This window comes from Proteiniclasticum sp., assembly GCF_032054185.1.
Taxonomy (GTDB): Bacteria; Bacillota; Clostridia; order Clostridiales; family Clostridiaceae; genus Proteiniclasticum.
Genome location: NZ_DAMBTF010000008.1, coordinates 98,818 through 119,555 on the forward strand (window position 1 = coordinate 98,818; position 20,738 = coordinate 119,555).

General features: G+C 40.3%; 24 protein-coding genes and 1 pseudogene. 3 read left to right on the forward strand and 22 right to left on the reverse strand.

Features of this window, described 5'->3' with window-relative positions; translation table 11 throughout:
- Positions 1–194: 194 nt before the first annotated feature.
- The 3 genes from RTX25_RS06445 to RTX25_RS06455 form a co-directional block, all read right to left on the reverse strand.
- Positions 195–1,550 carry a nucleoside recognition domain-containing protein gene (locus tag RTX25_RS06445; protein WP_312651926.1) on the reverse strand — a complete coding sequence of 452 codons (1,356 nt, stop codon included), beginning with the start codon at positions 1,548–1,550 and terminating at the stop codon, positions 195–197.
- 247 nt (positions 1,551–1,797) lie between these two features.
- Positions 1,798–1,992 (reverse strand): hypothetical protein, encoded by a 195-nt coding sequence (locus RTX25_RS06450; protein ID WP_312651928.1) that lies wholly within the window; start codon positions 1,990–1,992, stop codon positions 1,798–1,800.
- Between the two features lie 171 nt (positions 1,993–2,163).
- Positions 2,164–2,952 carry an SDR family oxidoreductase gene (locus tag RTX25_RS06455; protein WP_312651930.1) on the reverse strand — a complete coding sequence of 263 codons (789 nt, stop codon included), beginning with the start codon at positions 2,950–2,952 and terminating at the stop codon, positions 2,164–2,166.
- A gap of 611 nt (positions 2,953–3,563) precedes the next feature.
- Between RTX25_RS06455 and RTX25_RS06460 the strand changes: the two genes are divergently transcribed.
- The gene (locus RTX25_RS06460; protein WP_312651932.1) at positions 3,564–4,301 is read left to right on the forward strand and encodes a sugar nucleotide-binding protein; all 738 of its coding nucleotides are present in this window, start codon (positions 3,564–3,566) and stop codon (positions 4,299–4,301) included.
- Positions 4,302–4,448: 147 nt separating this feature from the next.
- Here the strand turns inward: RTX25_RS06460 and RTX25_RS06465 are convergent, their stop codons facing one another.
- From RTX25_RS06465 to RTX25_RS06510, 10 genes are all read right to left on the reverse strand, one after another.
- Positions 4,449–5,009 (reverse strand): hypothetical protein, encoded by a 561-nt coding sequence (locus tag RTX25_RS06465; protein WP_312651934.1) that lies wholly within the window; start codon positions 5,007–5,009, stop codon positions 4,449–4,451.
- Complete coding sequence (locus RTX25_RS06470) at positions 5,009–5,881, reverse strand: hypothetical protein (RefSeq protein ID WP_312651936.1); 873 nt, start codon at positions 5,879–5,881, stop codon at positions 5,009–5,011. The genes RTX25_RS06465 and RTX25_RS06470 overlap by 1 nt, the downstream gene beginning before the upstream one ends.
- A gap of 112 nt (positions 5,882–5,993) precedes the next feature.
- Positions 5,994–6,464 carry a pyridoxamine 5'-phosphate oxidase family protein gene (locus RTX25_RS06475; protein WP_312651938.1) on the reverse strand — a complete coding sequence of 157 codons (471 nt, stop codon included), beginning with the start codon at positions 6,462–6,464 and terminating at the stop codon, positions 5,994–5,996.
- Positions 6,465–6,787: 323 nt separating this feature from the next.
- Entirely contained in the window at positions 6,788–7,018 is a 231-nt protein-coding gene (locus tag RTX25_RS06480) for a zinc-ribbon domain-containing protein (protein ID WP_312651940.1), read from the reverse strand.
- 125 nt (positions 7,019–7,143) lie between these two features.
- Positions 7,144–7,689, reverse strand: coding sequence for a DUF6609 family protein (locus RTX25_RS06485; protein ID WP_312651942.1), 546 nt, complete (start codon positions 7,687–7,689; stop codon positions 7,144–7,146).
- 221 nt (positions 7,690–7,910) lie between these two features.
- Positions 7,911–9,035, reverse strand: coding sequence for a radical SAM protein (locus RTX25_RS06490; RefSeq protein ID WP_312651944.1), 1,125 nt, complete (start codon positions 9,033–9,035; stop codon positions 7,911–7,913).
- 287 nt (positions 9,036–9,322) lie between these two features.
- Positions 9,323–10,381: a 16S rRNA (cytosine(1402)-N(4))-methyltransferase RsmH gene (gene rsmH, locus RTX25_RS06495; protein ID WP_312651946.1), complete on the reverse strand. Its 1,059-nt coding sequence runs from the start codon at positions 10,379–10,381 to the stop codon at positions 9,323–9,325.
- A 119-nt stretch (positions 10,382–10,500) separates the two neighbouring features.
- The gene (locus RTX25_RS06500; RefSeq protein ID WP_312651948.1) at positions 10,501–10,695 is read right to left on the reverse strand and encodes a YwbE family protein; all 195 of its coding nucleotides are present in this window, start codon (positions 10,693–10,695) and stop codon (positions 10,501–10,503) included.
- Between the two features lie 403 nt (positions 10,696–11,098).
- The gene (gene arr, locus RTX25_RS06505; RefSeq protein WP_312651950.1) at positions 11,099–11,515 is read right to left on the reverse strand and encodes an NAD(+)--rifampin ADP-ribosyltransferase; all 417 of its coding nucleotides are present in this window, start codon (positions 11,513–11,515) and stop codon (positions 11,099–11,101) included.
- A gap of 144 nt (positions 11,516–11,659) precedes the next feature.
- Complete coding sequence (locus tag RTX25_RS06510) at positions 11,660–12,139, reverse strand: GyrI-like domain-containing protein (protein WP_312651952.1); 480 nt, start codon at positions 12,137–12,139, stop codon at positions 11,660–11,662.
- 107 nt (positions 12,140–12,246) lie between these two features.
- On the opposite strand from RTX25_RS06510, the gene RTX25_RS06515 reads away from it, so the two are divergent.
- Entirely contained in the window at positions 12,247–13,176 is a 930-nt protein-coding gene (locus tag RTX25_RS06515; RefSeq protein WP_312651954.1) for an HTH domain-containing protein, read from the forward strand.
- 174 nt (positions 13,177–13,350) lie between these two features.
- Positions 13,351–13,758, forward strand: a complete 408-nt coding sequence (locus RTX25_RS06520) for a VOC family protein (protein WP_312651956.1) — start codon at positions 13,351–13,353, stop codon at positions 13,756–13,758.
- Positions 13,759–13,966: 208 nt separating this feature from the next.
- Here RTX25_RS06520 and RTX25_RS06525 read toward each other — a convergent pair whose 3' ends face one another.
- The 9 genes and pseudogenes from RTX25_RS06525 to RTX25_RS06565 all read right to left on the reverse strand — a co-directional run bounded on the left by RTX25_RS06525 (position 13,967) and on the right by RTX25_RS06565 (position 20,390).
- Positions 13,967–14,332 (reverse strand): DUF2188 domain-containing protein, encoded by a 366-nt coding sequence (locus RTX25_RS06525; protein ID WP_312651958.1) that lies wholly within the window; start codon positions 14,330–14,332, stop codon positions 13,967–13,969.
- 359 nt (positions 14,333–14,691) lie between these two features.
- Positions 14,692–15,336 carry a Vat family streptogramin A O-acetyltransferase gene (locus RTX25_RS06530; protein ID WP_312651960.1) on the reverse strand — a complete coding sequence of 215 codons (645 nt, stop codon included), beginning with the start codon at positions 15,334–15,336 and terminating at the stop codon, positions 14,692–14,694.
- 341 nt (positions 15,337–15,677) lie between these two features.
- Positions 15,678–16,664, reverse strand: a complete 987-nt coding sequence (locus RTX25_RS06535; protein WP_312651962.1) for a serine hydrolase — start codon at positions 16,662–16,664, stop codon at positions 15,678–15,680.
- A gap of 191 nt (positions 16,665–16,855) precedes the next feature.
- A pseudogene (locus tag RTX25_RS06540) lies at positions 16,856–17,101 on the reverse strand (PEP-utilizing enzyme); the annotation flags it as partial.
- Positions 17,102–17,167: 66 nt separating this feature from the next.
- Entirely contained in the window at positions 17,168–17,389 is a 222-nt protein-coding gene (locus RTX25_RS06545) for a hypothetical protein (RefSeq protein ID WP_312651964.1), read from the reverse strand.
- Positions 17,390–17,458: 69 nt separating this feature from the next.
- Positions 17,459–17,950: a hypothetical protein gene (locus RTX25_RS06550; RefSeq protein ID WP_312651966.1), complete on the reverse strand. Its 492-nt coding sequence runs from the start codon at positions 17,948–17,950 to the stop codon at positions 17,459–17,461.
- A 73-nt stretch (positions 17,951–18,023) separates the two neighbouring features.
- Positions 18,024–18,884: a DegV family protein gene (locus tag RTX25_RS06555; protein WP_312651968.1), complete on the reverse strand. Its 861-nt coding sequence runs from the start codon at positions 18,882–18,884 to the stop codon at positions 18,024–18,026.
- 270 nt (positions 18,885–19,154) lie between these two features.
- Positions 19,155–19,640 carry a flavodoxin gene (locus tag RTX25_RS06560; protein ID WP_312651970.1) on the reverse strand — a complete coding sequence of 162 codons (486 nt, stop codon included), beginning with the start codon at positions 19,638–19,640 and terminating at the stop codon, positions 19,155–19,157.
- A 156-nt stretch (positions 19,641–19,796) separates the two neighbouring features.
- Entirely contained in the window at positions 19,797–20,390 is a 594-nt protein-coding gene (locus RTX25_RS06565; RefSeq protein WP_312651972.1) for a dihydrofolate reductase family protein, read from the reverse strand.
- Positions 20,391–20,738: the final 348 nt, after the last annotated feature.

Below are 20,738 nucleotides of genomic sequence, written 5' to 3' on the forward strand. Positions count from 1 at the left end.
CTCCTGTTGTTCTATCGTTCTACATTAAGCCGACTGGTAGCCTTGAGTGTATATTCTTTTGACCATTATAGCCTTCATGCGAAATTGAATCAATGTCATGAAAATTCTGTAGAATGTGAAAATGGCCTTCACCCATTATGAGGTGAAGGCCATTACTATAGGCTTATTTCCTTTTTCTGATAACCGGTCAGGTCTTAGAATGATATTATCCCAAGTGCCGCCAGAATATTTGTGATGATAATGAGCAGCGGTATGGATAAAAGTGTTCTGAAAAGGAACAGCTTTACAACATCCAGGAAGCTTAGCCCGATTTTGGTTTTGACGAGAATCATACCCGTCTCAGACATAAAGACCAGCTGAGTAAAGGCAAGAACTCCTATGAAGAATCTTGAGGCTTCTGAGACCGATCCGCTGATAAAGAGAGCAGGCAGATACATGTCCGCAAATCCCGCAAGGGATGCAGGTGCCATTGCAAGCGCCACTTCCTTGCTGTACCCGATGAAGGTATACAGATGGACCACAGGTGCACTGATGATCGTAAAGAAAGAGGTATATTCAGCAATAATAAGAGATAGTGTACCTACCGCCATGATGACCGGAAGAAAACCGACAAAGATGTTGATGATATTCTTCAATGCTTCCCCGATGACATCAAACAGTTTTGCACTGTCAGCCTGTCTGATCGCAGAATCAAAAGCATGCTGCAATCTGGACTTGTGATCAGGTATACCTTCCACTACAGGTTTGACTCCTTCATAATAGGTTGGCGGAAACTTTTTCAGCGGCATTCTTGAAATGACGAATGCCAGAATCACTGTAATGAGGGCTATAGTTGCATAAAAGATCGGAAAGATGGCGCCAAAGCCCAGTTCTTCAGCCACTGCTGATGCGAACGCGATACCTACAATTGAAAAGCTTGTAGCTATAATGTATGCCTCTCTTTTATTGTAATAGCCTCTCTGGTACTGGTTATCCGTTAACACGATACCGATGGTACCATCTCCTACAAAGGATGCGATAGCATCGATGGTTGAGTATCCAGGCACTTTGAACATCCTGACCATTACAGGTCCGAGAAGGATACCCACAAATTCCACTATTCCGAAATGGGTAAGCAGAGGAAGTGCAAGTATGCCTACAAAGAATGTGATATAAAGCGTAGTCAGAAGTCCGCCGTCGCCTGCCATTACGCCTCCGGTATTTGGATCAAGAATCATGTCTGCGAATGCATTTCCTGCAAACCAGTTATTGATGACCATAAGATAAAGGAATGATCCGGTAATTCTAAGTACGATATTTAAAGGCGAAGCTTTAAATACTGAATCGATAAACTTGTTTCCTGATTTAAAAAACATAAATACGATTGTCCCAATCATTACAATCCAAGCAATTACTGCTGTGAAGGTGATAAATGGGTCGAGGAAATTTCCTGTTACGAAGCTTACGATATGCGAGATTGCGATTTTTCTTTCTCCGTTGATGGTAAATGGCATCAGAAAGAATATAAAACCGAAAATTGATAAAAATACAAATTTTAACTTATTAATCATAACTTCACCTCCATTTGTGACATGTCCCAGAATAACATATACCGTGGGGTGTCGCAAGGGATTTTCTGCATATAATGTTCATACTTTGTATAATTATCGGAACTGATAAATCTGCAGGCATATCGTTGACACATCCGTTAAGCACTTTGCATCTTTTCCATAAAACTGGCAATTCACTTGATGAGGTCACTTTAAGGTGAATAAGTTCCCGGTTATTGAAGTATCTGGCGGATCTGCTCTTAAAGGATTACCCATAAGCAGCAATACCCGTGAAGTCATGGTACTTTATCATAACAGGATGTACTGCAGCGAATAAAACCGCAAGACCACCCGCGTGCTGCACTTCCGTCATCAGGTCCTTCTGATTACCTTTGAAGGTATATCTTAAGAATTCACCATGATGAAAGCTTAAGTACAGCGGATTAAACGATTCACTTGCCACATATACACTTCACCACGAATCTCCATCAATAAGTACACTTCCAGTATAAGTTCTTGACATTTTTTGCTCGATTTTTCATTGAATAGAAGAATTTCAGAAATGTATACAGGAATAATTCATGCATAAAGATTGCACGTTCCTTAAAGGCACCTTTTAATCTATACCTAAAAATTAAATCAGCCTGTCCTTTCTGAATGATGAGGATATAAAACGCCACGCCGCTTTACTGTTTGTCAGCCACTCAATCTCTGCATTGTTCTTTCTGTTTTCCAGTATTCTAGGAATGAAAAACTTAGCCACTGTTTCAGGTCTGTCCGCCAGTGTATTGAACACCTTTCTGAACTGCCTGTTCTCAAAGAGCTCTGCAGTTCCACCATCGGGCATCTTCGTGATGAAATCCGTCAGCATCATACCAGGAGAGAGTCTTCCTGCAATGACCCCTGTGCCTTCCAGTTCCTTTGCCAGACCTTTCATGAAATAGGTCAGTGCATGCTTTGTTGTGCCATAAAGGATGGTTTTCACCTGGATCATATTATTGGATCCTAAGCCCTCCATACTGTATATGGCACCCTGTCCCTGTCTCACCATTTCTTTTGCTGCCACCTGCGAGCCATAGATGATGCCCAGAAGATTGGTATTTATCACCGATTCTGTAAAATCTTCTTCAGTTTCCCAGGAAAAGACATGCGGTGTATTCTGGCCTGCGTTATTGATCCATATGTCTATTCTTCCCCATTTCTCTGCGGAAACATCCCAAAGCGCTTTGATGCTTTTCTTGTCCTGCACATTGCAGGGCACATAAATATACTTCCCTTCAAATGGTTTCAGCAGAGCTTCTGCCTGCGGTTTAAGTGCCTCTCCCCTGCCGGAAAGGGTAACACTGCATCCTGCCCTTAAAAACTCCATGGCCATAGTATAGCCTATACCACGTGTACTGCCAGTAATGACAACCTTCTTCATAAATTAATACCCCCTGTGTTGAGTGTGAATGCTTCTTGCGAAACTGCCTGATGATCAGGAATGAACGATTTTATCAGCGTCTGAAATGCTGCGCTCGGATTTGCCTGCTGGTTGGTGGTCTCTGTTATATAGATAGCCGATTCTGGCACATAAAATGCGGGCAGAACACGTTGATCCGCAGTTTCTGATCATATCGGGCACTGCATTCACCGGTGACAGGTATCTTGGTATGTGGAACTTCTGAATGCCAATTCCGTACTCATACGGAAAAGAGATCCTATTTCACACCGGACGTGAGATGTTAAACTGATCCATCTATGTACTTTTTCTTCGGTACTTCTTCTGTAATCCGCTAAAGTTTTGCCTCGTCAAAAGTTCTCATAGCCTTCCCCCAATTATTGACTTTCTGATCGTTTTACTCTGATTCTCTTCATTATAATCGATTCTGACAATAATTTGATTGAATATTGTAAATTATGTACCGATATATTTCTTCGTTCTAAAACTGTTAACGTATAAACTACGATTACCTCATCTCTTTTGTGAACGGACAAGCTGACTCTGATATACTGAGATAAGAAGCATGAAAACAGAAAAAAGGAGAAACCTTTATGAAAGCTATTGTTACAGGAATGAACGGAACAGTTGCCCCCTACGTCTATCATGAGCTGATGAGACGTGATATCGAGGTTTATATCTGGGACCGCAGGAAAAACAGCATTGACAGCGAAGAAGCTGTCTTTCATTACATCGAAAGCATTCAGCCGGATCTTTTTTTTCATATCGCCACAGGTCCTGTGGAATGGGTAGAACATATCGCAAAAGCGACACAAGAGCTGAAGATTAAACTCCTCTACACTTCATCTGTCTCTGTATTCTCGGAAAATGGGACAGGACCATATACGGCTGAGAGTATACCCGATGCCGAGGATGACTATGGCAGATACAAGATCGAAGGAGAAAACGCTGTGAGTTCGGGCAATCCCCATGCCGTAATCGCTCGTCTGGGCTGGCAGATAGGATCTTCATCAGGTTCCAACAATATGTTTGATTTTCTGGTCAAAGCTCAGAACGAAAAAGGATTCATTGAAGCAAGTTCAAAATGGTACCCTTCCTGCAGTTTCCTTGAAGATACTGCTCAGGCTCTAGTTGATGCCGCGCTTGATCTTCCGTCAGGAACCTACCTGCTCAATTCAAATACGAAGTACTCATTTCTGGAGATCGTAAAGCATCTCAGAAATCAGCATGGAATTGAGTGGGATATTCGTGAAACCACAACATTTATCCGAGATGACCGTATGTTCGATGATCGTGCAGAAATCAGGAAACTTGATTTTAAACCCGATTAATGAAAACAATAAAATCCTGAAAACAGCTTGACTGTGTTTTCAGGATTTCTTTCAGTTACTAAAAGTATAAATCTCGAGACAGTGAATAATAGACTTACTCAGCCAGTCTGCATTCCTGCCGAATGATAAGGTATCATTCCTCATGAATTACGCTCTTGCAGTTACAGGTTCGTCTCTTTTTTTCAAATCGCTGAAGATGAATAGCAGATAGATTCTTGTGATGAGTAGACTGATGCTTGATATAGTGAGAAGTGTCCATATATTGAACATCAGAGAAACCGAGAAAATCATTATGTTTACTACTGATATGATCGTATAGTTTCTCTGACTTCTTGTGAGCTCATCTGCTGAAAGATCAGAGTCTCTGGACCTCAGATACTCTACAGAGCTTTCAAGTATCTTGAAAAACATAACCATTTCGAGAATCTGATACCCTGTATGCCATAGGATAATGGAAATCATCCTCTCATAAGCGCCTTCTGAAATCATGCCGAATATACTGGTCAGAAATGAAAACAGTAACGCTGCCATAGAGAGCAATCTCGCTTTGGTGAAAAGTAGCTGACCCGTTTGTCTATAGAGCTCTTGAAGTCCTATAGTAATGAGATAGAGACCAACAAATGCCGGGAAGAATCTGAGATTGCCGATATCTACATGAAATGACATGAGTATGAGTCCTCTGAAGATATTTTTATAGCCATTATGCATCAGATTTCACCTCGTGCTTTTAAGTATCTGAGGATATCCGTAAGACTGAAATACTGTTTCTGATGAAAGATATTATAGATTCTGGCTTCCCAGATCTGATTGTCAGTATCTCTGTAGGTCATCTTCGGTCTCAAGTCATAGGTCGAGTATCTGCGGATGATGTCTTCAGGTGAGCGGATAAACGATTCGACATTGAGCCTTGTTCCTTTCTTTATGGGAAGCTTAGATATCTCTCTGAAATCCACTCCGTTCAGTTTTACATCAATAAAATCATCTGTTTCGTCCAGCAGTGGAGATTCCAGATCCAGCACCTCAATGTCACTACTGATCTCCATAGTTGTTGAAGAATGTCCGGTAGAAGAACTTGAACTGCTGCTTACCTTAAAACTGCTGTTTTCCTGTCTGTTCTCCCGATAAAAATACATACTTCCAAGGTCAAAGGTTTCGGTCCTGCCATCATCGAAACGCACCTCAGCTTGGGTAAGAAGGATCTCATCGCGGTGAATTTCTTTGCTGTTGAATTCTACATGTACCGTCTGAATACAGTACCGTCCGACGATTTCTTTTTCCGCTTCCTGTGTCCACATATGAAGAAGATCTCCTCTGCGGACATTATCGATAACGGTAAATAAGACGTCAGTTGCCTCCGGGAATGAGATGTCTGTTATTCTCGAATAATCTGTGAGATCAGTAATGTATCTCAGTGCAAAGACATCATTATAATTGGGGTCTTCCACAAAATTCGTTTCTCTATACTGCAGTAGAAATACCGGTTTTTTAACCTCTAATCCTGATGCTATCAGTGAACTGATAATCATCACCACAGCTATCATAAAAAGACCTGTCTTCAATATCTTTCTGTTTTTATCCATTTTTCACCATCACTTTAATCTTTATCCTGAAAGAGAGCACTTTTTTCTGATGAGTCCCATTACTCGTGTCAGATTGAACTTTTTATCCGGTACAGGGAAAAGGTCCAGAGCTTTAAGGTTCAGCGAGAATGTCAGATTCAAAAGGAAACTCTTCTGCTTCTTTGGTCAGAAAGTTCACCCTAAATCCGGTCCCGTCTTTGTATAAGAAACCAGTCTCAAGCTCTATTCTGATGTAACACATATGATCGTCATTTTCATTATTGTGCGCAAAATACCAGGGTGCAAAGACCTTTATCAGTCTATCCCTTATTTCTTCGTTACCAGCCTTTAGAGGATGTCCGATATTTATGGCGTTCCCGTCGAAGCGGTATAGATCACAGCAGAGAGATACTCTAGGGTTTTCAGTAAGTTCCCGTACCTTCTGCGACTGGGCGTAGGTCACGACGTAAAATGAACCGGAATCGTAAAAGGTATCGACCATTCGAACAGAAGGCTTATTTTCTTCTACAGTCGCCATTGCGAACCGGCGGTCTTCTGAAAACAGGTCGATCATGACCCTTAACGCATTTTCATAGATATCCATACTCTTCTCCTTGAGATAAATAGTCTGTTCTGATAATGAATAAATAATATGGTTATTCTTCAATCGTTATATCCATAGTATGGTTCCCATCATAAGATGTCAACAATGAATTCTATTTATCATCAGGTGGATATAGAGATACGATCTAAAGCAGCGGGTCTGGTGAAAATGACCTTCATTTCTATGGATTACTGAATCACCCTTGGAATACCATGTAGAATCCACAAAATACATGATAATATTCAAATTGAAATCATGCCGCGATATATCTCATCACAGTATGACTTCACGATGTGCTTCTATAAATAGTAAGTTAACCTGACTTATCTTCCTCCAGAAATGGTCTGGCATTCTCTGCAGAAGTATATGCTGCTACCTATGTAGTTTGCTTTCTCTATAGGCATACCGCACTGTGGACAAGACATTTCAGCCATATTTTTGCTCATCCTGGTGTTATAGGGACAGGTATTTCCGAAGAGATCTTTTTCCGTGTCCCTACCACCATACACCACCATCTCCATAATAACTGATTTCACTGAATTGAATAGTCTCATGATCTTTTCCTCCGACAGATCTTTCATCCCAGTTCTAAGATGGATTCCTGCATGGTCCTGACATCTATAGTGATCCCAATATAAAAGCTCATCACATTGATGAGCTTTTATATTGAGACGACTGCCTAACTGTTAACCGGCATCCCAGATCTCGTGGGCTTTGAAAGAAACAGAAGATATCCACCAAATAGAACTTTTATCAGTCCGTCTCCAGTCCCGATGAGTAAAAACGGAATCTCAGGCATCAGCATAGCTAAGGAAGCTAGCAAGGTGCATGCTGCGCCCAGTAGAATCATTGAGCTTCCATGTACAAAGTAAAAAATAAAGAAATGAAGTCCTGTAGCCAGGAGAGTACCTGTCCAGATCATACGCCAGTTCTGAGCAGGAAAAAACGGACCGGAAATCAGAAACATCAGTACAAACAGAGAGATGATTCCTATGTTCCCCATCTTGTTCTGGAAATCAGAGCTTGGACCCTCTGATAGCTTATTTCCAATAGTCGGATTGATGTAAACTGCATAGAAACTTATCCCATATCCCAGCATAAAAATGATCGGATTGATCAGCTTTTCTCCGCCAGCAAGGGTTGATAGCGTGATGACAAGACCGATCAGGATCAGCCAGGCCCCGCATATTTTTTTCTCGTTGAACTCAAGCTGTCTTTTTATCATTCAGAATTTTCCTTTCTTCAGTAAGTATTATAGACATGATAAGCTGTAGTTTATTGATATATCGATATAAACTGATCTATCTATTATATCGTATAAATCCGTTTTTTTGAATCATGACAGGGCTAAAAAAACTCCCTTTCTGATCGACAGTATTTCCTTCTCGCTGTCTCTCATGGAGGGAGCTTATTCATTATTGTTTATGGACTTTACAATAATTCAGTTTAAAAGAACATCTCTCCGGCTTTATACCCGGCAGGTAATTCTTCTTCAGTAATGAACTGAAAACTGTCATCTCGTAGAATCGGAAGGAAGGCTTCGAAAGGAGTTCTCATAAACTCACTGACGTAACTGCTTGCACCGAACCACTTTCCTTCTTTGCTGCTGAGGTTAAGGTTTCTAGCAAATTTGGTCTGGTTGGAGCAGTCATGAACTGCAATATCCCATTTTTCTTCATCCGCCATCTTCATGAATTTCAGTGTAAGTTCACGGCTCCAGATCGGAGAAATATAGCCGTGTCTTGCAATGTACATGTTCTCACCTTCATAATTGTCGATATTGTTCTCGTTCAGATGAAGCTCGGCACAGTTGATGAAATCAAGTCCGGTATCAAGAATCATCTGCTTTTTCTTCATGAATCCATCGAAGAATTCTGGGGTCATCGGTGTCTCGATTCCGACACTTTTAATATACTTCTTGGCTATCCTGATGCTCTCGATCACCTTGTCCGAGCAGTTTGCAGCGCCAAGGTTAAATCTGATCTCATCAAGTCCCGCTTCACCTAAAGCCTTCAGGTTCTCTTCATTGGCAAGAATACCGTTTGTATAGAGATGCTGATAGATCTTTGCAGCCTTAAACCTTCTGATGATGGAATAGTATTTTTCAATTTCTATAAATGGTTCAAGATACACATAACAGATTCCTGTCGGTTTCTTGTATGTAGATAGAAGAAGGTCGATATCCTTCTCATAAAACTTGGTTCCGCCGATTTCCCACATACCTTCGCCAACTGGCGGAATGTTATCAAGGTCCCCGTAGTTATAGCAGAACTTGCACTCGATATTGCATTTATTGGTTTTTCGGATTGCACTTAGTCCAGTACCCAGAAGACATGATTTACAGCCTCTTGGGAATTTTTCATCATTTCCCACAAAAAGTGTTCTGCTCTCAAGAGATTTCAGACTGGGAATCTCCGCCATAAGCTGGTCATTGCGGTGGTCTATGGCTTCCTCAATCTGTGCAAATGTAGCGAAAACAATTTCCTGCTGCTTGATCATGAGTTCTTCATCTTCCGGCAGCATGGAAAAGAATTCAAACCACTGCAGGGCATCTTTTTTAGATATTTTCATTCGTTTCCTCCAATTAATGATCCTTCGGCTTCAATAAGTCATAAGGACGCTCTGTCTAATTCCATTCTACATCATATCGCGTTTGCAGGAATAATGCTCGGTTTTTTTACAGTTTTCTCGTAAACTTTTACGCTGTGAAAAGTTTCAGTACTGATCTTTAAAAAACGCTTAGAAGTTCCGTCTGCGTTCAATTACATCACCATATATCTTCGGCTCAGATATTGACTGTAAAACCCTGATGCTGAGCTCTTCTTCTCGCACCAGGGTTTGATGTCATTATATCGATGCTACGCTTTAATCGCCCATCTCAGTTTAGCCGATCGGGCACGACTGTTGGTTGCGCACTCTTCAGCTGTTGGTCGAATGGGACCTTGTGACACTTCGCTGTATACTCCTTCTCTGAAATAATGCTGGAAGGATTTCTTCACGAGTCGGTCTTCGCCTGAATGGAAAGAAAGTATGGCTACTTTCCCGCCTGGTGCAAGCACACCAGGAATTTTCTCAAGAAACTCATATAAGACCTCATATTCGCTGTTGACATCGATTCTTAATGCCTGGAAACAGCGCTGACAGGTTTTCTTGACCGTTTCTTTCCTTTCTTTTTCAGGCACAAAAACAAGAGCATCTTCAATCACTTTACGTAGGGCTGTTGTGGTCGAGATATCTGTACCTCTTCTTATTTCCTGAGTCACAGCCCGAGCGATCACAGCTGCATAAGGTTCATCCGCATTTTCGATGAACATCCCTTCTATCTCATCCTGACTCATGCTTCTCAGTCTTTCCGCAGCAGATTTTCCTTTCAGCGGATCCAGTCTGAGATCCAGAGGTCCATCAGCCTTGAATGAAAATCCTCTTTCAGGATTATCGATCTGCATGGAGGAGACGCCAAGATCTGCAAGAACGAAATCAAGTGGTCCAGATTCAAGAGCCACAAGATCGATGTCCGAAAAATTGACCTTCCTTATGGACAAAATCTCAGGACCAAATCCCATCCCCCTTAGACGTTCCTCCGTCTTAGGCAGCTCGATGGGGTCAACATCAAGCGCGAAAAGATGCCCTTTATTCTCCAGTTTCTTCAGCATCTCCCGTGTGTGACCGCCGTATCCTAGAGTTGCATCAAGACCCGTCTGTCCAGGTCTGATGTCAAGAAATTCCAGAATCTCATCCACACAGATGGAGCGATGCATACCTGCAGGCGTACTGCCTTTCTGTATGACTTTAGCTATGGTATCCTGATATTTTTCCGGCTGCAGTTCTTTGTACTTTTCATTATATGATTTCGGATGTGTGCCGCTGTATCTTTTTCTTCTCTGATGTTTCGGTTCGCTTTTTTCTGAATTACTCATTTTAAAACGAAGAGTTTACTCTGATGCACAGTCTGTTCCCCTTGCACCAGGCTCTTCTCCCTCCTATATACATTTTTATGCAGGTATGATTGTGATATCCTTCTTTTCGGATCATACAGTCAGCTGATTACTTCTTTGACTCTTCCGACGATCCCGCTGCTCAGTCTCACTTTGATTCCATGTGGATGGCTGGATGAGTTTGTCAGTATTTCTGATACTGTTCCATCCGTCAGTTTTCCTGTGCGCTGGTCCTCTTTTTGAACAATTCTAACTTTTGAGCCTATCTGTATATTTTTTCTGTTTGTTCCATCCATCTGTTTTCCCTCTTTCATTTTTTCATTTATAAAAACTTCTGATCAGATCTTTTTTGCTCTTTGTCTGAATTCAGGAATATCCCAGCATGGCCTCTGCTATTTATCATTCCATAATCCCTTCGTGGGCACTTCGAAATTTTCCAGTCTATCCAGCAGCTGCTCTTGCGATAAATCATCGTACTTCAACATAGTTTCCCTTTCTGGTATTTCAATCATGTACCCCTATGATGTCATTGTACCATGGCAGAGATTTAATCCCATGATTTTCCAATGATTAATATCATCTCTATGAATGATCAAGCCTATCGGGTATCCCATCATCAGTATCCGTTTCCGGTCAGATAAGGGAATCTCCGGATTCTTCATCCATACTTAAAGGAGACAGCAAAAGATGACATCATTCTCAATCGATGATTTCATCAAGTCCCTGTTCTCTGAGCTTTTCCAAGGAAGAAAGCATATGACTGATCTCTTCATCTGAATGTCTTTCCCATGAGCACAGTTCTGCGACAATTTTAAGCGGGAAAAGAGACCGGTAGGATCTTGTAGGATTGCCTTGGAATCTTTTATCGGTGAGATTCGGATCATTTTCAAAATTACCCGTCGGTTCAACGATATAGATTCTCTCCTTTCTTTCAGACACTGCAAGTTCTGCTCCCCATTTTGCAGCATCCAGCGTTCCCGTGAAATAAATATAGCTGGACTTCTTGTCCTGATAATTGGATTTATTCAGCGGGTTTAGCTGATCTCCTATTTTAAGCTCCGCTTTTGTGCCATGAAAGAATGGACCGCTGTCCAAAACATTTTCATCACTTTTCATTTCATCCACTTCCCTTTTTCAGATGTTACTAAAGACTATCTTCGGTTTAAAAGCTGCTCTGTTATTTTATTCCTTATGACAGGATTACGCAATTGGCAACCTATTTAAATGAGGTGAGAAATATTTTCTCACCCCATCTTTCATTTACTGTTTGACAACAGGTATCCACATCTCTCCTACAACAGTACCATCCTTTTCACCCATAATGACAGCAGTATTCGGTCCGCCGACATAAGCATATTCAGTCTCTTTTTCGAGCACCTCTCCAAACGTCACATCAGTAAGTGTATCTACAAGTTCGAACTGAGATGACGCTTCTCCTGGTACAGCTACATATATCCCTTCAGGAAACTGAATGAGACGTGTCGCTTCTGGCAGCTCTTTGTCCGTCATTACGCCTACATAATGCATCATTTTGTTATCGACGGCTTCGTTGACAACAAAAAGCAGATCATTCTTGGCTATGGACTTCAGCTGGTCAATTATTCCGTCACGGCTGACCCTATCAAAAAAGTCTCTTTTTTCTCTCCTGATGCTGTCCTGATCCATATAGTCACTCTTCAGTTCAACGCCGATACCCAATATGGAGAAACTTTCTTTTTCGAGATATTCGTACTTTGTCATTTCTTTCCTTCCTTTCTTTGGTGTAACTTCTGTTACCCTTATTTTTCTGTTAACTGTATAATAAACTCAAAACATGTCAGAAACTGATACCATTTTGGAGGTTATTTATGAAAAAAGTTGAAAGAATCAATACTCTTATGCGCTACATCAATAACCGTGCTCAGTTCACCATTTCCGAAATTATGGATGAATTCGGCATATCACGTTCTACTGCGATTCGAGATATTCGGGAAGTTGAAGCAATGGGTGTTCCACTTACGGCAGAAGTCGGTCGCTCTGGTGGATATTTTGTCATGAAAAATTCCATGCTCCCACCTGTTCATTTTATAGATGCGGAAGTGAAAGCACTGTTTGTGGCACTCCTGGCAACGAAAAATCAGCAGCTTCCTTATCTGAAAAGCAGACTTACATTAACCGAAAAACTGATCGGTCTATTGACCTCATCCCAGCAGGAGGATCTTTTGCTGCTCAATGAAGTGCTTCTCTTTTCAGGAACAAATCCGTCTGATCCTGAGCTTCTGGAGATGTCGGATATTCCTCATCCCAATCTTGAAAGTCTGATTCCTCTCATTTTAACTGACCGATTTCTGAAACTCACAACCCTTGAAGGGGTGTTTTATATCTATCTGAAACATCTCTATCAGGAAAGCGGTCAATGGTATATCGATGCATTTGACATCGAAAGGCAGAAAACAATAACCATAGCTGTTGCAGAACTTGAAGATTCCGAAGTTTATGAAGAGATCAATATCATCGGAAGAAAACAGATGATTTCTTCATCTCTGCAAAGCGAAAAACCTTTTAACGTTATATTGAAACTGGGTCCTAAAGCCATCGCACAATATAAAAAATATCATCCTTTCAACATCAAAATAGCTTATACCAGTCCATTCCAGCTGTCTGGAATCTGCAGACTCTCTGTAGAGCTGAATAATAAAGAAGAGTTAGAGGAAACGCAGAGCTGGATTCACTTCCTCGGAAAGGATGTGACTCTACTATCAGCACCCAAGGAAATAGTGACACTGTTTCAGTTTTAACCTGAAGGATAACACCGGACATGTTCACAGAATGATCCAGGCTTATTCACTTTGCCTTAACTTCATATTCATTTCGGTATGGTAGTCTAGGATTAATTTAATCAGTTGCACACTAATTAATTTGATACTTACACATAACTGATGACGGCCATACTCACTGTAAAGGAGGTTACTATGCCAAATAAACATAAAATTTTTGTCAACTTACCCGTTGATGATCTTCCCCGTTCAATGGATTTCTTCCAGGCATTAGGCTACTCATTTAATATGCAGTTCACGGATGACAAGGGAGCTTGTCTGGTACTTGGAGAAGATATATACGTCATGCTTATTACTAAACCTTTTTATAAAAGCTTCATCACCAATGATGTGGCTGATTCAAAGAAAGTTTCCGAAGCCATTATTTCACTGTCGGTAGACAGTCGTGAAGCTGTGGAAGACCTCGTGGATAAGGCACTGGCAGCAGGAGGCACTCCATCAAAAGAACCCAATGATATGGGATTTATGTACAACAGAAGTTTTCTCGATCCTGATGGACATCATTGGGAAGTGTTCTATATGGATCCGGAGAATGTAAAGTAGCCATAAAAATCTCAGAATAATTCCAATGGGCTGATAACAGTGAAAGATACTGCTGTCAGCCCATTTCATTTTAAGTGATTATTCGTGTCTGTCTTTTCTTTAACCATAGGATGAACAGAGCATTCTGAACCGATGAAACAGTTTAAGAGAGTCTCATCAATGACTACATCTGCGATTACTTCAGACTGTCTATGAGATGCTTATGCTCCTATTTTACGCTCTGGAAGTTTCCATCTGAATCATGGATCATCACTTTCGCTCTTTTTTCCTTGATCAGATTGTCTATTTTATCCATTGCTTCCTTTTTGGTCTCAAACTCAAAACGATCTTCGTTATCTTCTCCTTTTAATACCCACATATCACCTTCAGGAACAAGATGATGAGTGATTTCAGAAGTGGTTTCTCCGCCACGTCTGTCGTGCCACTCTTTAGCCTGAGAAATCGCAATAGGTATTGCCCGTCCCTCATCATAATTATCTTTAAGCAGCCTGTTCGCAATTTCAATGGCTTTATTTCTTACGGATTCGTCAAGATTTTTCATGGAATCGGGATAATCTTTTTTTGTCCATGGCATATGTAAAATCTCCTTTCAAAACTTTATACTCTTGTCTGTAGCTTGTTAAAGATCAGATAGACTATTAGAATCATTGAATCATGTATATCCACAATATCTTTCTGCGTTTTCTGTTCTTACAATAATAATTTATTGTTTTTACCATAATATGAATGATCTACTTCTTTTCGATTAATATATCAGACCAGTTTTGTCTATTCTGAAATAATCGGCAGTATATGACTAAGTACTTACGATTTGATAAAAGTGAAAACACTACAAATTTCTCAGTTTGCACCAAACACCGCATCAGCAATTCAACGGATTCAGTTATTCTTCCATATGTATATGAGCAACAGTGGTACCAGCCAGCACGATTGTTACAGATATCCCTCTGCCATCAGTTCTTCCAAACCGGTATCTGATGTCAGTTTTTCAAGATAATTAAATATCTTATCTTCATCCCAGTTCCACCACTCAAGCTTCAGAAGAAAATCAGCCTTTTCATCACTGAATCGTTTCCTGATCAATCTGGCTGGGTTGCCTCCATAGATCGTATAAGGTTCTATATTCTTTGTTACTGTTGAGTTAGAAGCTACAATCGACCCATCCCCTACTTTAACACCCGGCATGATCGTGACATTCTGACCTATCCACACATCATTACCGATTATCGTATCTCCTTTAAAAGGAAGCTGTTCCCTTGTAGGGGTAACTTTCTCCCAGCCACTGCCAAAGATGTTAAAGGGATAGGTTGTTATGCCATCCATTCTGTGGTTTGCTCCATTCATGATGAACTTCACGCCTTCTGCAATTGCGCAGAACTTTCCTATAATAAGTTTATCCCCTAAGAATTCATAATGATGCTCGATGTTCTCATAAAAATTCTCGGGAGATTCACTGTTGTCACTATAATATGTGTATTCGCCGATCTCCACATTTGGCCTTTTGGGTAAATTGCTGATATAGCAGACAGTCTTTATATTTTCGTTCGGATAAAGATTCTTCTTATCTGGTCCGGTCATCGTATTCGCCCCTTTCTCTCCATTACAATACATCATCAGGATCTATATGAATTTAGTCTAACACAGGATAACCGATCCTAAAATATTAGACACTTGAAATTACTGAGGTCCGCCCAGGCGATCCAATCTCACTTCAACACATAAACTCGTATTCAGAATATATCAGCCCTCAAATAAGAGCATCACTTTTTCTCTGGTTTACTCTTTGTTTTCTATGTCATAGCAAAAGGCTCCCTTCATGATTAACAGTGTTTTTCTTTCACTGTCTTTTCATAAAGGGAGCCTATCACTGCATCCAGGATGAATTCAATCACTGATCAGCCTTTTCATCACTGAATAAGTCAATTTTCAAGTATATACGATTCGACATAGTCTCTAATGAAATCAGTTCTGTCAATTACAGACGGTTTGAAATAAGAAGTCACTGCAACTACAATGTTCTTTTCGGGATTGATATAAATCACATTCCCGCTGTTTCCGATCGCTGCATATATGTTTTTTTCCGGATTGATGATCCACCAGAGATACCCATAGGACATACCTTTGAAATGCTCATTTTCTACCTCCAGGGGTTTTGTCATCTCTTTAATCCAGGAGGAAGACACTATCCGTTTTCCGGAAAACTCACCGTTGTTCAGGCACAGGAGTCCAACAAGAGCTATATCAGATGCACTCATGCAAAGGCCGTATCCCGGTGTGCCTAGCCCTTGGGGATCAGAGAACCAGACGTCCTTTTTAGGAAGTCTGTCCATAGTGAACTGTTTATGCTCCTTTGCAGTTTCCGCAAAATAAGATGTGTGTTTCTTTATACCCAGAGGTTCAAAGAGATATTTATTGGCAAAATCCACCGTCTTCATGCCTGATACTTTATAGAGAATACCCGACAGGATATGAAGGCATACTGTCTGGTAGTTAAAATCGTCCGTTATCCCTTTTCTTCCTCCAAGAAAGTCCAGTGATGCATAGGTCCAGTTGTCACTAAAACACACTTTTGACCATGGATCTCCCTTACCTTTATAGGGTGCCCTCATGGTGAGCAGATGTCTTATGGTCACATCATAAATGGTTTTTTCCCCGCGTTTAGGCTCATAATCAGGGAAAAAATCCAGAACCTTATCGTCAACACTCCTGATCATTCCTAAATCAGCTGCGATACCGATAAGTAAGGATACAACACTCTTTGTTGCAGACATAATATGAGTGCAGTCCTCTCGCGTGTAGTCATTCCATTCTTCAGCGTAGACCTTTTCTCCATCTCTATAGGCAACAATCTGACAGATATTAGGCTGTTTATCTTTAACCGTCGTATATAACTCATCTTTAGTCATGCGATGATCTCCTCATTAAATTTGTCTTTACTCTATCATAATGAAAGCTTTTTTAATTGTCCAATGAATGTTCTGATGCAAAAATAAAGATAAATCATTCTATCGGTATCCTCATGAATACACAGAAGGAGGTCACCTATCCAGTTTTCCTGACCCTTTCTGCTGCAAAGCAGATGGCGGCATCTTCATATCTACAGGATTTCCACATATCCTTCTGTTCCATTCACACGGATTCTCTGACCATCTTTGATCAGTTTAATCGCATTCAGCACACCTACAACTGCTGGTAGTCCATATTCACGTGCAATAACAGCCCCATGAGTCATCAGTCCCCCGACTTCAGTGACTAGGGCCTTTACCGAAACAAACAATGGCGTCCAGCTTGGATCTGTGAAGGTGGTGACCAGAATATCTCCATCCACTAATACGCTTCTTTCATACATAAAACAGGTGGAATTGCACCGATGGTGTCAAAGAAGCAGATCCATGTTCATATCAGTGTTTCACCATACAGATAATATATTAGAATCCTTTTTCGGGAAGAGAATTTCCGGAATGATTCTAGCCTCGTTGTTTACCAGGCTTTCCAGAGTATATTCCTCAATATCTCTTAGTGATTTATATCCAAATATCAGCTGTTTAAAAGTATCATTGCAGAAATAGGCATCAGAGCGATTAAACTCGTTATTTTCTGCTGAAACCAGCTTCCCTTTTTCAAAACTCAAGGATAACTGCCTCTCTGTATCATATAAACCGATATTCAAAGTACCTGTATATCCTACAGCCAAGGACTGTCAGATTCTGCCTTCCATTACCGGAGCAATGAATCCCATAAATTTTTCCAGATTACTGATTCTTACATACCAGGCCAGTGGAGCCTCTGAGGTTTTATTATATTCTAAAGTGCCATAGAGAATCTTATATATAGGATGCTCATCCTCAAGATTAAAATCAAATCCTTTGAACTCTGCATTCTCTTTTTTGGAGAGCTCTTCCCCAAAGGAGTGAAGATATCTGATTATTGAAGGTGCAGCTTCCAGCCAGGAGATATCTTCATCCAGCTCGCAGGCGAACACTCTGATGTAGCCTTCATCTAGAACACTGGTATGAGACAGGGCGCCGACATAATCGCCATCAGAATCTTTTACAGTACTTACACTTATTGATTTTGACTCGGAAAACAGGTCATAGATCCAGTTCTTCTCTTCTCTTAGGCATGTTACGGGATATCTGTCTTTCATATGTTCAAAAAGATTTTTGAAATAGCCTGTTCCAAAAGGACCCATCAAAAAACCCTGGAAACAGCTCTTTGAACTCATTCCCAGGGTTTACTATAAAACTCATCTATATCTTACAACTTTAATCTGCAGTTCTCTCGATCCCAGTGATGCCGATTGCTCCTGGACCGCCATGACTGGAAATTACGGAACCGGCCTCCATCCAAGTGACTTTTTGAATACCCTTTTCTCTCAGAAGATCGGAGATCATCTCTTTCTGTATATCTTCTACACCAGGAGCTCCTACCACTAGAACTGTCTCAGGGTCGATGTTATAGCTTTCAAAAAAAGCATTAACCATCTTCTTGAAACAGTTATTGAAAGATCCACGGTATTTTCCTCCTGAGACCAGGTATCCATTTTCCAGTATAATAGACGGATGAATTTTCAATAGATTTGCTCCATAAAAAGCAAGATTTGAGACTCGTCCGCCTGCTTTCAAATATTGAAGTGTTTTCGGCAGGAAAACCATATGGGTGCGTTCTCTGATATCTTCAACATAAGCAATAATTGCCTCAGGAGTTGTACCAGGGTTATCTTCAATGAACTGAGCGGTCGCTTTTACAATGGCAGCTGCTCCGATAGATACATGCTTGGAATCAACAAGGTGGATATTTTTAAACTCTTGAGCTGCAATATTTGCAGCATTGAAGGAAACAGTTGTCACGGCGGAATATCCGATGTGTATGATGTATGCATCTGGATATTCGGTAAATATCTGCCTGAAAACATCGGTATTATCTTGAGGTGAAGTTCCCGATGTTTTAGGAAGATTTCCCGTTCTTTCATAATAATCAAAAACCTTCTGAACATCAAAACTTCCATCAGGATACGTCTGATTTTCCATAGTCACATGCATCGGAATGACTTTTATATTATAGCGATCGATTATTTCTTGAGATAGATCTGAACCACTTTCAGTTGTAAGAATATATTTTATCATTTTTGCCTCCGTTGTTTCTTCAGGGTATAATCCTCTACAGTTTTCGCTTCATTACTTGTAGTAAAATCATTGTACTATATAAGTTCAATAACATAAACTCAGTATAATGTTATTTGAGACATAAAAAATTGAGCTCAAGAAATATAAACTGCAATTTCCAGTGCTCAATACTTAATTAATTACAATGAGTAATATACTTTCCACATTCATTACCGCTTGATCTAATTATACCATGGCACTCCCAATGCAGAAGGTATAAATGATTATTCTCTATTTCTTAGCTTTTTCACCATATCCAACTGATGTAAGCCAGGCTGTAATTTCTTCTGGTGAAATACTGCCACTTGATGCGATTCCGGTAAGAATCTTGGATTTTGGACATTCTTCTGTTATCTCATCTGTTATTCGTCCAAACCCTCCACCACCATGAGTACAGAATGGAATTATCTTTTTCCCCATGAAATCATGTGATTTTAAAAAACTCAGAACAGGTGGTGCCATAGTTTTTAGCCAGTTCGGTGAACCGATGAATATTGTTTCATAATCATCAATAGACTCATTTCCAGAGATCAGCTTTGGACAAAAGCCTCTGGAAATCTGATTTCTTACTTCTTTTACCGCTGTGTTATATTCAAATGAATAATTTTCTTCTGGAATCAGCTCTCTCAGAGTACCATCAGTTTGTTCTGCTATTTCAAATGCCAGTTCTTCCGTATTTCCAAAAAGTGAATAGTATACAATTAGTGTTTTATTCATCTATTAATTTTCCTTCCATGATGTCTCAATACCTGGGTCTGGCGCCCTAACGGTAAAACTGGCACTGACTGCCCCCGGCTCTCATATTTCATATAAGAACTTACTTTTACTTGAAGACATTGCACTTCACTCCTTATATTTCCTATGGATCAGATTTCAATAGCTTTCCGCTATCATTCCTTCACGTTCCAGTCTCACAACAATAACACCCTTAGGCGTTACAGTGCTTTCCGTTACTTTAAATGCTGTAGGAATTGTACCTTCTCTAAACAACCGCTTTCCACGTCCTAACGTTATTGGGTAGATCATCAGCCAAAACACATCAACTAAATCATGTCTGAGAAGAGTCTGAACAAGATCACTACTACCCCAAACATTTAAATCCGGACCATCCTGCTGTTTTAACTGAGATACTTTTTCTACTATATCCTCGTTAATAAACACGAACGGCTGCCAATCAGCTGATTTAACTTTATTTGATGCAACGTACTTGACTGCTTTGTTGACCCCTTCCCATGCATCGCCATGCTGCGGCCAGTAGGAAGCCCAATTATCAAAGGTTTTACGTCCCAGTAAAAGATCGAAGGTCTTATCCATCTGTTTTCTGAGAAGCTTTCCAAGGACCTCATCAGACAGTGCTTCAATCCACCCTCCATACTTAAAATTTTCACTGGTATCTTCGTGTGGTCCCCCTGGTCCTTGTATTACACCATCCAGAGTGATATGTTCAAGAACAATGATTTTCCTCATTAATGGTTCCTCCCGTGTGTGATCTGTGAATTTTTGACTGGTTCATACGTATTAATATCCTAAGAGATTTTCTATACTCAATAGCACCTACGAACTTAACTTGCAAATGTTATCTGAATTAACACAGAAATACTTCTCATATGTACCGATACTACTTTAATATTATAAGTACGATTGTAGTGTAATACAGATTATTTTTCAATGCCAATTTTTTCATCTGAACTAATAGTGGGAATTAGTGTTACTGTAGAAAGTAATACAATTAAAAAGTTTATTTTACATATATCTCTATATGAATAGTATTAATAAGTTCTTTTTTTGAATACAGTATGTATAATAATCGCAATG

Excerpts from the sequence above, each read along its gene's own strand:
- RTX25_RS06445 (WP_312651926.1), bottom strand. The coding sequence starts at position 1,550 with ATGATTAATAAGTTAAAATTTGTATTTTTATCAATTTTCGGTTTTATA.
- RTX25_RS06455 (WP_312651930.1), bottom strand. The coding sequence starts at position 2,952 with ATGAAGAAGGTTGTCATTACTGGCAGTACACGTGGTATAGGCTATACT.
- RTX25_RS06460 (WP_312651932.1), top strand. The coding sequence starts at position 3,564 with ATGAAAGCTATTGTTACAGGAATGAACGGAACAGTTGCCCCCTACGTC.
- RTX25_RS06465 (WP_312651934.1), bottom strand. The coding sequence starts at position 5,009 with ATGCATAATGGCTATAAAAATATCTTCAGAGGACTCATACTCATGTCA.
- RTX25_RS06470 (WP_312651936.1), bottom strand. The coding sequence starts at position 5,881 with ATGGATAAAAACAGAAAGATATTGAAGACAGGTCTTTTTATGATAGCT.
- RTX25_RS06475 (WP_312651938.1), bottom strand. The coding sequence starts at position 6,464 with ATGGATATCTATGAAAATGCGTTAAGGGTCATGATCGACCTGTTTTCA.
- RTX25_RS06480 (WP_312651940.1), bottom strand. The coding sequence starts at position 7,018 with ATGAGACTATTCAATTCAGTGAAATCAGTTATTATGGAGATGGTGGTG.
- RTX25_RS06485 (WP_312651942.1), bottom strand. The coding sequence starts at position 7,689 with ATGATAAAAAGACAGCTTGAGTTCAACGAGAAAAAAATATGCGGGGCC.
- RTX25_RS06490 (WP_312651944.1), bottom strand. The coding sequence starts at position 9,035 with ATGAAAATATCTAAAAAAGATGCCCTGCAGTGGTTTGAATTCTTTTCC.
- rsmH (WP_312651946.1), bottom strand. The coding sequence starts at position 10,381 with ATGAGTAATTCAGAAAAAAGCGAACCGAAACATCAGAGAAGAAAAAGA.
- RTX25_RS06500 (WP_312651948.1), bottom strand. The coding sequence starts at position 10,695 with ATGGATGGAACAAACAGAAAAAATATACAGATAGGCTCAAAAGTTAGA.
- arr (WP_312651950.1), bottom strand. The coding sequence starts at position 11,515 with ATGAAAAGTGATGAAAATGTTTTGGACAGCGGTCCATTCTTTCATGGC.
- RTX25_RS06510 (WP_312651952.1), bottom strand. The coding sequence starts at position 12,139 with ATGACAAAGTACGAATATCTCGAAAAAGAAAGTTTCTCCATATTGGGT.
- RTX25_RS06515 (WP_312651954.1), top strand. The coding sequence starts at position 12,247 with ATGAAAAAAGTTGAAAGAATCAATACTCTTATGCGCTACATCAATAAC.
- RTX25_RS06520 (WP_312651956.1), top strand. The coding sequence starts at position 13,351 with ATGCCAAATAAACATAAAATTTTTGTCAACTTACCCGTTGATGATCTT.
- RTX25_RS06525 (WP_312651958.1), bottom strand. The coding sequence starts at position 14,332 with ATGCCATGGACAAAAAAAGATTATCCCGATTCCATGAAAAATCTTGAC.
- RTX25_RS06530 (WP_312651960.1), bottom strand. The coding sequence starts at position 15,336 with ATGACCGGACCAGATAAGAAGAATCTTTATCCGAACGAAAATATAAAG.
- RTX25_RS06535 (WP_312651962.1), bottom strand. The coding sequence starts at position 16,664 with ATGACTAAAGATGAGTTATATACGACGGTTAAAGATAAACAGCCTAAT.
- RTX25_RS06550 (WP_312651966.1), bottom strand. The coding sequence starts at position 17,950 with ATGGGTCCTTTTGGAACAGGCTATTTCAAAAATCTTTTTGAACATATG.
- RTX25_RS06555 (WP_312651968.1), bottom strand. The coding sequence starts at position 18,884 with ATGATAAAATATATTCTTACAACTGAAAGTGGTTCAGATCTATCTCAA.
- RTX25_RS06560 (WP_312651970.1), bottom strand. The coding sequence starts at position 19,640 with ATGAATAAAACACTAATTGTATACTATTCACTTTTTGGAAATACGGAA.
- RTX25_RS06565 (WP_312651972.1), bottom strand. The coding sequence starts at position 20,390 with ATGAGGAAAATCATTGTTCTTGAACATATCACTCTGGATGGTGTAATA.